Consider the following 11518-nt stretch of genomic DNA (forward strand, 5'->3'; position numbering starts at 1 on the left):
CACGGGTGGTTGTGGATTCGTTTCAGCAACCACCGTCCGTGTGGTGTGGTCGTAGGTCAGCTTCAGGCCGAGCTCACGGTAGATCTCGAGTTTTTCGTCTGGTTCGGCCCTCCGCAGAATTTTTTGCCATCCCGCCCATCGCTTCATCGAGGCGAGAGATCTCATCGCGTGTCATCGAGTGACCGCCCTCGTGCTTCGGGTCCAACTCACGAATCCGCGCTTCGACAAGATTTCGTTCCGCCTGCACTTCGCCGATCCACTGACTGACCACGAGAGTGCCAGCGTCGAGCGCGGAGCGGTACCTCTGCAGCTTCCGATCCAACACCGCCAACGACTCGCGCCCCGCAGTCAGGGCTGTCGACTGGTCGGGTTGAGCCGCTTCCATCATCGCCAATGAATGTTCGAGGCCATCGGGATGGAACACCTCCACCAGCCAGTGCCGGCTCATGCGTGAAGAACTCGGCTTGTCGCGGTCGCGTGCCTACATCAGGCACGGGGTCAGCGCCTCCTATCTGTCCGCCATCGAATCCGACGCCGTGGTCCCTAGAATCGAGATGGTCGAGGCCATCATCTCGGGCTATCGCCTCGGCCCGCTGAATGCGCGCTACCTGCGTGACCTACACGCACCACCTCGACCCCTCGAGCCCCTCGACGTGCTCCGATCCCACGTCGCATCGAATGCAGGGCTTGTCGCTCAACTCAACGAACTCGAACAACGCGGTACGCCCGCGGTCCTCGTTGACCCCTTCTGGAATACCCTGGCCAGCAATGACGCGTTCCTGCGCATGCTTCCCGGGATCGACGAATTCGGCTCCATTACCAGCTGGCTGTCCGGACCGGACGCTCGCAGGGTATTGATCGACTGGAATCGGGAGGTCGCCCACTCGATCGCGTCGACAAAATCAGTACTCGCCCGCTACCGCGACTCCCAGCAGGCCCACGATCTCATCCGCGAGTTCCAACACAACAGCGTTTTCAGCCACGCATGGCAATCCCACACCGACATCGGCTACGGCCGAGACTCAACCGACCTCATGCACTGCCTCTCACCCACCGGCGAACCCATCTCCTACCGAGTCGCAATTGCCGAACCCGGCCAGGCACCCGACGTGCAACTCCTCATGGCCCTACCCAGGCCATACACAGGCCCTGAACTCCCGTGACCAACGCCCCGCGACACGCGAACACGACACGCCCGGGGCCGCACCAGCGACGACCACGTGATCGGTTGCGGTCCAGAAGCTGCCCCACCCAAGGACAACCCACCCCGTCACATCGACCGGTAAACACTCCGGCAGACAGCAACACCGCAGCAGAATGGACCAGGCGCCGATTAATCATGGCGCCTGTACGAACTTCGATCAGTCGCCGCAGCATTATTTTTCGCCCATCTCGAACCTGGGCAGTGCGGCGATCGACACCTACGAGGCGGTAGCGCGGCGACCCGCCAGGCGATCGAACTCCACAGCACAATGCGCGGAGAAAACCGTCACCGAATCCGCGTGATCACGAACCAACGCCCGCAACCGGCGCTGGTTTTCCCGCCGCAACCCACGATCCGTGTCCACCGACAGCTGGAACAACGCCGCCCCGATCGGAAGATGAGGCTTCGTCGCCATCTGCCCGTGATAGGTGTACGCGTCGCCGGCGTGAAGCAGCCAGCCCGTACCCGACTCGACAGCCACCCCGACGTGACCGCGGGTATGGCCCGCCAACGGCACCAACACTAATCCGGCCGGTACGCCCCGAAGCCGACCGACTGCCGGGAACCCGAACCAGCTCGCCTCAGTGATATCCCCGTCGTCGTAGACGGCCCACCGCGGTTCATGCGCAACCTGCACCGACCGGTAACGAAACCGTTCCCGGCGACCGAGATCACCTGAGATCGCGGCCAGCTCATCGCAATGCACATGGACTGTCGCCCAAGGGAAGTCAGCCAAACCACCGGCGTGGTCGAGATCGAGATGCGTGAGGACAATGTCACGAACGTCCCGGCGCGAATATCCGAGCGCCTCGACCTGCCGGGCGATCGGCTGATCCAACACCGGGTTCGTCTGCTTGACCACCTTCCGGCCCACCCACAACTCAGGCTCGTCGGAGGCCCGCTCCCCATAACCAGTGTCTACCAGCAGCAATCCATCATCGTGTTCGACCAGTAGGCAGTGCGCCACCATCCGGGCCGACCGGAAAATTCCTGGCCTACCGTCGACGACCCTTCCCCGGAAGGGCCGCGTCCCACCACCATCCAGATGCTGCACTCGCACCGCCGCTCCCCTCTCACCACGACGGGCACAACCGTACCTGTGATCGCGATCGGCCACAGTCCGAACGCCCAGAGCATCGGGGGAATTGCCACCATCGGTGCCTGGCAGCGCTCCTGACGTTTGCCATTTCCGAACTGGAGCTGGCAGGAACGCTGGCCGTTGAGGCCCTGGCTATTCCCAAGAGCTGATGGCTCAATCACGACCCGCCGCAGTGATCCAAAACCGCTGTGCACTAACGCCCTCGGCCCCAACGCACCTGCGCTCCACGAATTCGACGCCGCCCTCGCGGTCTGAGCGCAGCCGAATACAACCGTCACTGCGCTAAGGGGCGTCGCCTGGTGCCCGCTCGGTGCCGACAGCGTGTACGTCCGATCCTTCGCCGAGGGGGTCTGCCGGGGGCGGCATGTATGGGAACCGTCTGATGCTGGGCCCGCGTGCGGGCGTCAATGTTCGAGCATCCACACGAGGTTGCCCGCATTGCGACCGTTGACGGTCGGCGAGCACACGATCGGACGGACGGCCGTACGGATCGACCCACCGGCACCCGCGTCGAGACAGTCGCTGCCGGGCCGCACCGCGTTGTGCGGATCGACAGGCAGCGGGTCCGGAGTCGGCGACCATACGCATGCGTCGGTATGGGAGACCTGCACGCAATAGGCGGTCGCACCGTCGGCGGTGTGACCTCTAGTGACCTACGGTGAGGTCGACCCGCAGTAGTCGCCGTACTTCACGGTCGGTCCGGAGGGCGCCGCCGGGGCGGCGGACCCGGCAGATCCGGCGGCGAACGGCAGGGCCCCAGCGATCGGACTGGCCAACGCAAGGCCGATGATCGCGATCACGAGCATGGACGGAAGACGCATAAGACGAACCGCCTGGTGGAGTGGTTTACGTGTCCGCATCCCCCGACCGATGCGTTCCTCATCCTGCGCCCCGAAGGGGTAGCTGGCAATACCCCGCCAATGCTCCACGCCACTGCCACGCCCGTTGCTCCGCCAGCCACAACCGCCCCCGATGGCGGGTGGGGTCGAACGCTGGCAGTGCGGGTCCACAGCGGCACTGCCACCTCGAGGCGGCGGGCCTGCACCGCGCGCCCGCTGCCCGCAAGGACCCGTCACGCCGGTTCTGCCACTGCGTTTCCCGGGTCCTCCACACTCCGCGTCGATCCCATCATCGTGCGCATCGGCAGCCCGGCCGCAAGAGGCGCGCGATCCACATCAGCGAACCCGAACCCGCAACGCTTCCCGATCAGCTTCAACTCGAAGTCGATCAACCCCAGCTCGATCTCGAAACACCCCAACTCGGCCAACCGGGCGGCGGCCTCGCACCCCACGCCGTCCACGTCTCAGCGACCGCGACCGTCAAGCCACGGTGATCGACGAGATCAGCAAGCTCCTTCGCGGCCTCGACCATTGTCTCCCCCGCCCTTCACGCCTCGCCCGGCCCTCGCTCCCCATCGCAGCCCGGAGCCCCGCGCGTGCGCATGGCTCATCGTTCTGCGCTGAGCTGCAGGAACCTTCGACTCGCCGACAGGCGACTAGCAGACATTGCCGTCCTGGGTCACGACGCCCAATGTGTGGGGTGTTCAGCCGCGCATGCGGAGGGCAAGGAGCGTTGAGCCCGCGAGACGAGCAGCGCTCGCCTGACCGGCCCTGCTCGGGGTCACGCTGCCATCGCTTCAGCGAGTAGCAGCGCGACCACACCTCCCACCCCGGTTACGACAGTCAAAGCGACCCTGGCCGGGGCCGATCGGCGCGGCCGCTGCGTTGCCCGCGCGCGTCACCAACCTCAGACGTCGATGACCTGCTGGCCCTCGAGAATCATCAGCGGGATCTGGTCCACACCGTGGCGACCGTCGAAGTCCGCGAACATCTGGTGGACCTCATCGTGCACCCGGGTGACGAGCGGCTCCCACTCACGGGCCGTGATGATGCCGAATTGCCGGTTCTGCATGGCCTCCAGGACCTGCTCGCCCACCTTGTCCGGATCGGCGCCGAACTGCGCGAGACGCGCCTGGTTGGCAGCGACCATCTTCTCGTCGAACTCGCGACCGAGCAGTTTGGCCTGCACCTCCTCGGCGGTGGCGGAGAGCCGGGTCGCGACCGACCCCGGGAAAAGGATCGAGACGTCGATGTCGCTGTCCCTCAGCTCCTCGCGCAGCACAAGCGCCATACCGAAGCCACCCCACTTCGAGGCGGCATAGGCGCCGTTGTCGCGCATCGGAGCGAGTCCGGCCATCGAGTTCGTCATCATGACATGGGCCCGCCCGCCCCGCTTGCGGAAGCGCGGCACGAAGGTCTTGATGCCGAAGAACTGCGACTCCAGGTTGACATTGAGGATCCAGCGCCAGACCTCCAGCGTCAGATTCTCCAGCGCGGTGCCGCCACTGACCCCGGCGTTGCTGACCAATATCGAGATCGGCCCGATCGCTGCCTCGGCCTCATCGGCCGCCGACTCCCAGCGCTCCGGGTCACCCACGTCCATCTGGATCGCGACGGCCGAACCCGCGCCGCTCCTGTCATTGATCTCCCGGACGACGTCGGCGAGCCGATCGCCGTCGCGGTCGACGACCGCGACCTTGGCGCCGGCGGCAACCAGCGCGCGTACGATGCCGAGTCCCATCCCCGACGCCCCGCCGGTGACAAATGCCGATTCTCCGTGTGGCCAGACCATTGTGTTCTCCTTCATCGTTGTGTGTGAAAGTCGCGCCTTCGGTCATGGCGCGAGTTGTCCTATTCGTTGATTGCGAAGGCCTGCGTCCAGCAGCAATCTGACCAACACCTGGTTGAGATCGGCCGCCCAGTCCATGCGGGCTTGTTCGGCCCAGAAACCGGGCCGGAGCCGTTGCGGCGCCGCCGTGCCGCGCGCAACGGCATTCGCCTGTGTGGCAAGTCCTCGGACTGGGCGTGCATCGCTCTCGGTCGACGAATGCCTTCCGTGGTCCGGCTTCCTATCGTTCCAGCGCCCGGCGGATGAATGCGTCCCGGACCGCAATAGACGTCTGACAGATGGCCGGTTGGCGCACGCCGATGTCGAACCCGTGGAACCCGCCACCCCACATGTGCAGATCGACGCTGACACCGGCCTGGCTCAGTCGCTGGGCGAAATCGATCGCCTCGTCGCGGAAGCCCTCGACCGATCCGACGTCGATGTATGTGCGCGGCAGCCCCGACAGGTCCTGTGCGCGGGCAGGCGCCGCGTACGGGCTCACCTCGTCGGTGCCGCGGCGGTCGCCGAGCAGGGCGGTCCAGCCGAACAGATTCTCGTTGCGGTCGAACACGCCTTCGCCGTCGAGCATCTGGGCACTCTGGGTGCGCAGGCGGTCGTCGAGCATGGGGCAGCCCAGGATCTGGTGGGACAGCGCCGGGAAGCCCTTGTCGCGTGCCATCAGCGCGATGGCCGCGACTAGACCGCCACCGGCGCTGAAACCCATGGCAATGATGTGATCGGGGTCGATCCCCAGCAGGTCCGCATTCTGCGCCACCCAGCACAGTCCGGCGTAGCAGTCCTCGACCGGCGCCGGATGCGGATGCTCCGGAGCGAGCCGGTATTCGATGGACGCCACGACAGCCTTGCCCTCCTCGACATAAGGCAACACCTCGTCGAGCGCGAAGTACCGGTCGCCGGCGACCATGCCGCCGCCGTGAACGCAGTACAGCAGGGGCCACGGGCCCGTTCCGACCGTCGGCGTGAGCACGATCAGGTTCATCTCCTGGGCCGGGCCGGGGATCGTACGCTCATCGACACGGACCTTGCCGCCGGCGGTCAGATCGGGTGAGGGCCGGCCGGGGAAACCGTCCTTCACCGACAGTTTGCGAACTTCCTCCAGGGTGTCGGAGCTGAGCCGGGGCAGGACGGAACGCATCGCTTGCAATACGGGAACCAGCTCGGGGTCGTATGACGGCCGGACCGGGATGCTGCTGGTGAAAGGTGTTGTCAGAGTCATAGGGTTCAGTCAATCTGTTGCTCCAGGATCGCCGCATCCGCCAAGGGGCGACACTTGACGCTCGGAAATACCGCCAATTGGCGGTATGTGTCGCCACTTATCCGACACTGTTGACGTGACGGGCGACACACATCTAGGCTTCGGCCTATAAAGGTCAATCCTATAGATCAAACCACATGAGCGCGACGAAGAACCTCCGGATGAGCGATCGAGGCGTTCGGGCCGTCGACCGCCCCCATCAGGTGGAAGACACCTTCACCGATGAGCACAGGGCCGGCGGCCTCGTCGCCACCCCGGCTGAGCCGCGCCCTGCCCGCCCGACAGCGGTGCACATTGCACGGTCACGACCACGTGGTCGACATGTCCCGCCCGATCGAGCGGCCGCATGCCGGCTGCCTCGAGCCGGTTGGGGACGCGCATCCGACCAGCAACTCCAGCATTTGACCATACCAAACAGTTTGGTTTGGTATGGTCGGAGAGTGGCTACCACCGCTGACGCTGATACCACACGCGACCGCATACTCGCTGCCGCGACGGACGAGTTCGCCCAGTACGGCATCGCGGGGGCTCGTATCGATCGGATCGCGCGCCGCGCGAAGACGAGCAAGGAACGGCTCTACGCGTACTTTCGCAGCAAACAGCAGCTCTACCGGTTCGTCGCAGAGCATGAGCTCGCAACGATGACGGAAGCCACCCACATGGACGCGATGGACCTGCCCGGTTACGCGGGGCGGGTGCACGACTATTTCATGGCCCATCCAGATCACCTGCGATTGATGTACTGGAGCGTGCTGGAGGTCGCCGAGGGCGAAGCTCCCGGAGACCCTTTTCAGGAAGCCATCCGGAAGACCGTGCGTATCGCTATCGAGCAGCTGAGTCAGGCACAGGCGGCCGGGCATCTGGATTCATCCTGGGACCCGATCGACATCATGGTCCTGGTCAATCAGATCGCTCTGACCTGGGCGTGGCAACCCGGCGTCGTCGCATACGCCGACGGGCAGGTCCGCGACCCTTCCCCGGCGGCGCGCCGGGCCGCGATCGTCGCCGCGGTCGCAGGGCTGTTTCCCGCGGCTACCGGCGCGACAACGCCACCGGCGAATCCCGGTGCCGAGGACACGGACCCGAGTCCTGTGCGTGAAATTCGAGGAGGCCGTTCGTGCGGGCGTGGATAGTCAAGCTCAACACGATCGATGGCGGCGCGGCCGAAGCGCTGCGGGTGATCGAACATTTCGACACGCTGGTCGATCAACGATCATCGGCGCTGGCCATGCTCCGCGCCGCAGCGGTCCTGGCCGATTGCCCGGCCGGGCTCGAAGACCCGGAACGCGGTCTTCGAGTGGGCGTGGACGCGGCCGGCCGAACCCTGGCCGATGTGGGCACAGGGCCGGCGTCGCGTCAGGTACAGCGATTCCAGGAAATCACGGTCTGGCTGGACCGAGACGGACCGCCGTGGCCCCTGGACGATCTGATCCTCGAACGATGCGCCCGTAGCCTGCACGCGGTCAAGAAGTCTCGCGACAGTTCGCCGGTGGCGGCCGCCGTGCGCATCGTGTGCGATCCGAATGCGGCTCCAGCCGAACGTGACAACGCGCTGCGCCGCCTGGGCGTGGGGTCGAGCGTGGCTGTCGTGGTGACCCACGCCGTCGACGCGCGGCGGATGCCACCCGGACTGATCATCGATGAACATCAGATCAATCTCTTCCCCGGACCCATGGCGCCGGACACGATCCCACGAGATATCGCTGCCGGTATTCACCTCTGTAGTGCCGCCGAAGTCCCCACTGGGTGGCGGCACGCCCGGACGGCCTTGCGTATCGCGGTCGAAGTCACCACCGGTGAGCCCACCCACGTGTTCTACGACCAGCTAGGCAGTATCGCCACCATCGTGGAAAGCGTCGACGCGGAGGCAGCCGCACAAGCCCCCGATGTCCGCCGGGTGATCGACCTGCAAGCCCAGCGGCCGTGGGTCGCCGCCACTCTCGAGGCAGTACTGAGCCACAGCAGCATCCGCGAGGTCGCCCGTCTGCAGAATCTGCACCATTCGACCATGCGCCAGCGCATCGATTGGCTCGGGCGACAGCTCGGGTATCCCCCACTCAGCAGCCGCGGTTACGCCCGGGCGAGTACCACTTTGACGCTCTGGCGCATTGTGATGGCCGCAGAACGCCAACATCCGGCCGGTACGCCGGTAACCGCCGTCTGCCGGTGATCGAAGTAGTGGTCGCGCCACATCGATCCCTGACGCCTACCGTCTGCGCGTCGAGCCGTCACCCATCAACGTCATCAGCGCCGGCGGTGGGCCGACCCTCTGTCACCCGCGCGTAGCGCACGATCCAGAGGCCCGGAGCGCGTTCCAGGCGGCCTCCCTGCCCACGAGGCACCGAATCACGGCTCCGCGCACCGAGCGGCGACGAAACAGTCGAGCAGAGGCGGCACCTCGCCGACCGGGCCGTCGCTATCGGCGAGCTCGAAGCCGACATCGTCGAGGGCACCCCGAACGCACGCTTACCACACGTCGGGGCCGGCATCGCTCGCTCAGGTCATCCCGAGCGGTCTGATGGGTGCGGAGAACTGCGATCTCACGCAACGGCATCCGGTGCGGCATCCTCCAGCTCACCAGCGTCATTGCCGCTCCTACATATCGCCAATTGGCGGTATGTGACGCAACCCCCGGCGACCTGTTGACGTGACGGGAAACACACATCTACACTTCGGCCATACAGATCAATCCTGTAGATAAATCTACAGCGAGGGCGCCGAGGAGACTCCGCACGCGCGATCGAGGCGTTCACGCCCTCAACGGCTTCCACCAGGCCAAGGCATATCCGCCCATAAGCCGCGGGCGCCAGGCCCACCAGCTGACGCAAACCCGAGCCGCGCTGCCGGCCAAGTCCCGATCGTGAGGAATAACAATGATGCGCAAACTGTCCGGTCGTCGTGAGGGCAGAAGAGCCGCGGGGCTGGCAGTCGCCGCGGCCACGGTTGTGCTCATAACCCCCACCGGTGTGGCCGCGGGTGACCCGACCGCAGCCACCCCTGCGGTGTGCGGGCCCGGATCCAGTCCGGAAACAGGTATCCAAGGGGAAGTGACGCAGGCCGATCGAACGAGTGGCCGCAGCGCCTATTCGTGCAATCTCCGCCTCGTCGGCCGATATGCCGGTAACGGAAGCAGCTGGGTCAGCCCTTCTTTCGAATCATGTGCGTACATGTCTGCCGCGTGGCCGTCGAATACGACCGGATCCGCGCCCGGTGTGCACGTTGTGGAGGTCTCTGATCCGGTTCATCCCCGGCTGAGTACTCGGTTGGCAGAGCCGGCGATGGAATCTACGTGGGAATCGTTGAAGGTTAACAAACCGCGAGGACTGTTGGCGGGCGTCTCCTCGGGTCCCGGACTCGGTGCGGGATACTTCTCGGTCTATGACATCGGCACCGACTGCGCGCATCCGCGGCTACTCAACACCGGTGCCGGTAGCAGAATCGACGTGCCCATCCCGGTCATCGGACACGAGGGCGAGTTCTCCCCGGACGGCAGAACGTATTGGGCATCCTCTGCTGCCGGAGGGGTCCTCACAGCGATCGACATCACGGATCCGGCGAATCCCCGGGTTGCCTGGCAGGGCACGGTCGGGATCGCCGCTTCGCACGGATTCAGCTTCAGCCCCGACGGAAATCGGATGTATCTGGCGAATACGACTCCTGCCGGAGTGACCATTCTGGACACGTCCTCCGTGCAGCGCAGAGATCCGCTCCCCGCGGTCACCCAGGTATCCAATATGAATTGGACAGACGGATTGGCCACCCAGCACACGATCCCAGTCACCGTGCAGGGACGGCCCTATCTGATCGTTCCGGACGAAGCGGGTTCCGGAGGTGTGAAGTTCATCGATATCGAGGATGACCGGGCTCCCCGTCGTGTGGGCGGTGTCAGACTAGACATCAATCTGCCGACGAATATTTCGAAGTGGCTCGGAACGTCGATGACGAATGGCATCTTCAGCTACGACTCCCATTACTGCGCCGTGGACCGCGCGGCCGATCCGACCACTCTGGCATGCAGCTGGTTCCAGTCCGGGGTTCGCGTGTTCGATATCCGAGACATGCAGCATCCCCGGGAAATCGCGTATTACAATCCACCCGGTCAGGCCGACAGGCGGGCGCAGCTGACCAATTCCGAACACGCGTCCGGAGTCCTGGGCGCTCATGTCGCGCCAGCGATGACCGGCAGCCTCTATGTCGCACAGGTGCTGGCAGGTGGCAATGTCGACCTGTCGAAGATTGCGCTCAACCCGCCGGCGAACCCCTTGCAGACCGACCTCACCGCCGACTGGTGTTCCTCACCGCCGGAATTCCACGGCGATGAGCTGTGGGTGACGTGCCAGGACAACGGATTCATGGTGCTGAAGTTCGAGAACGGCGTCCACTGATGACGGCCCGCCGGTTCCGGATCCGCGCCGGAGATGCCGCGGTCGTCTTCGCCGCGGCCATCCTGATGATCTTTGGTGGTTCGGTCGGGTATACGATCCGCGGCTCCGCTCAGGGCGCCGATTCGGGCCTGCCGAGCAGCCACGAGGTGCAATTCGTTCGAGATATGGCCGCACATCACCAGCAGGCCATCATGCTGGTGGACTCGCTCGACCCATCGGCGGACGAGGGCACCGCGCGCATCGCGCGCCAGATCCGCGACGCGCAGTTGTTCGAGGTCGGACAGCTGCGAGGGTGGTTGCAAGTGTGGGGTGAGAATCAGGTGAGCGAACCGGCGATAACCGCCTCCACCCCCCATCACGGCGCTCACGCCGTGTCGGCCACCGCCGATTCGCACGCCATCATGAGCGGCATGGCCACGGTCGAGGAGATTCGGCAATTACAGGGGGCCCACGGCACGGCGGCAGAGAAGCTGTTCCTGCAGTTGATGATTCGGCATCATCAAGGCGCACTCGCCATGGCACAGCCGATGCTGGTCGATGAATCGGTGGGCCGCTTGGTGCGCGGTATGGCCGCGAAGATCTGCGCCGACCAGATGGACGAGATCACGCTGATGCATCCGAGGTTGCAAGAACTCGGTGCACAACCTCTCACCTTTCCGTGATCACAGCGAACAAGGGCCCCTTTTCGGCCGGTCCACTGCTCCGCCGAATTGCGGACCGTACAAAACGATCACCGACGTCGAGTGCGCCACCTCCGGCTGGGTCGGCCGGCGGAACTGCCGACGGTTCCATTCGAGCATCGGGATGGTCCCCCAGCGAGTTCGCTGGATGACCACTACGGTGCTCTCGAACCCGAGCTGAAGTCCGCATAGGAACGGCAGAGAACC

Annotated in this window: 10 protein-coding genes; 5 read left to right on the plus strand and 5 right to left on the minus strand. The window is 65.1% G+C overall.

Going from position 1 to position 11518, the window contains the following annotated elements:
- Positions 1 to 73: 73 nt before the first annotated feature.
- The gene (locus GV790_RS10280; protein WP_163813003.1) at positions 74 to 448 is read right to left on the minus strand and encodes a hypothetical protein; all 375 of its coding nucleotides are present in this window, start codon (positions 446 to 448) and stop codon (positions 74 to 76) included.
- On the opposite strand from GV790_RS10280, the gene GV790_RS10285 reads away from it, so the two are divergent.
- Complete coding sequence (locus tag GV790_RS10285; RefSeq protein ID WP_163813004.1) at positions 447 to 1163, plus strand: MmyB family transcriptional regulator; 717 nt, start codon at positions 447 to 449, stop codon at positions 1161 to 1163. The two genes, GV790_RS10280 and GV790_RS10285, sit on opposite strands and share 2 nt — an antisense overlap.
- A gap of 258 nt (positions 1164 to 1421) precedes the next feature.
- Here GV790_RS10285 and GV790_RS10290 read toward each other — a convergent pair whose 3' ends face one another.
- From GV790_RS10290 to GV790_RS10305, 4 genes are all read right to left on the minus strand, one after another.
- On the minus strand, positions 1422 to 2174 hold the full coding sequence (locus GV790_RS10290; protein ID WP_178127773.1) for an MBL fold metallo-hydrolase: 753 nt from the start codon (positions 2172 to 2174) through the stop codon (positions 1422 to 1424).
- 1201 nt (positions 2175 to 3375) lie between these two features.
- Positions 3376 to 3603, minus strand: a complete 228-nt coding sequence (locus GV790_RS10295; protein WP_163813008.1) for a hypothetical protein — start codon at positions 3601 to 3603, stop codon at positions 3376 to 3378.
- Positions 3604 to 4049: 446 nt separating this feature from the next.
- On the minus strand, positions 4050 to 4934 hold the full coding sequence (locus tag GV790_RS10300) for an SDR family NAD(P)-dependent oxidoreductase (RefSeq protein ID WP_163813010.1): 885 nt from the start codon (positions 4932 to 4934) through the stop codon (positions 4050 to 4052).
- Between the two features lie 277 nt (positions 4935 to 5211).
- Complete coding sequence (locus GV790_RS10305) at positions 5212 to 6207, minus strand: alpha/beta hydrolase (protein ID WP_163813012.1); 996 nt, start codon at positions 6205 to 6207, stop codon at positions 5212 to 5214.
- Between the two features lie 176 nt (positions 6208 to 6383).
- Between GV790_RS10305 and GV790_RS10310 the strand changes: the two genes are divergently transcribed.
- From GV790_RS10310 to GV790_RS10325, 4 genes are all read left to right on the plus strand, one after another.
- Entirely contained in the window at positions 6384 to 7379 is a 996-nt protein-coding gene (locus GV790_RS10310; RefSeq protein WP_256673182.1) for a TetR family transcriptional regulator, read from the plus strand.
- The gene (locus GV790_RS10315; protein ID WP_163813016.1) at positions 7364 to 8416 is read left to right on the plus strand and encodes a hypothetical protein; all 1053 of its coding nucleotides are present in this window, start codon (positions 7364 to 7366) and stop codon (positions 8414 to 8416) included. The genes GV790_RS10310 and GV790_RS10315 overlap by 16 nt, the downstream gene beginning before the upstream one ends.
- 706 nt (positions 8417 to 9122) lie before the next feature.
- Entirely contained in the window at positions 9123 to 10631 is a 1509-nt protein-coding gene (locus GV790_RS10320; RefSeq protein ID WP_163813266.1) for an LVIVD repeat-containing protein, read from the plus strand.
- Positions 10571 to 11293 carry a DUF305 domain-containing protein gene (locus tag GV790_RS10325; protein ID WP_163813018.1) on the plus strand — a complete coding sequence of 241 codons (723 nt, stop codon included), beginning with the start codon at positions 10571 to 10573 and terminating at the stop codon, positions 11291 to 11293. The genes GV790_RS10320 and GV790_RS10325 overlap by 61 nt, the downstream gene beginning before the upstream one ends.
- The last annotated feature ends 225 nt before the right edge of the window (positions 11294 to 11518 follow it).

Source organism: Nocardia cyriacigeorgica (genome assembly GCF_010858045.1).
GTDB classification, from domain to species: Bacteria; Actinomycetota; Actinomycetes; order Mycobacteriales; family Mycobacteriaceae; genus Nocardia; species Nocardia cyriacigeorgica_E.

Bases quoted from the DNA above. Each gene is read 5' to 3' on its own strand.
- GV790_RS10305 (WP_163813012.1), bottom strand. From the start codon at position 6,207: ATGACTCTGACAACACCTTTCACCAGCAGCATCCCGGTCCGGCCGTCA.
- GV790_RS10300 (WP_163813010.1), bottom strand. From the start codon at position 4,934: ATGGTCTGGCCACACGGAGAATCGGCATTTGTCACCGGCGGGGCGTCG.
- GV790_RS10290 (WP_178127773.1), bottom strand. From the start codon at position 2,174: ATGGTGGCGCACTGCCTACTGGTCGAACACGATGATGGATTGCTGCTG.
- GV790_RS10320 (WP_163813266.1), top strand. From the start codon at position 9,123: ATGCGCAAACTGTCCGGTCGTCGTGAGGGCAGAAGAGCCGCGGGGCTG.
- GV790_RS10310 (WP_256673182.1), top strand. From the start codon at position 6,384: ATGAGCGCGACGAAGAACCTCCGGATGAGCGATCGAGGCGTTCGGGCC.
- GV790_RS10280 (WP_163813003.1), bottom strand. From the start codon at position 448: ATGAGCCGGCACTGGCTGGTGGAGGTGTTCCATCCCGATGGCCTCGAA.
- GV790_RS10285 (WP_163813004.1), top strand. From the start codon at position 447: ATGCGTGAAGAACTCGGCTTGTCGCGGTCGCGTGCCTACATCAGGCAC.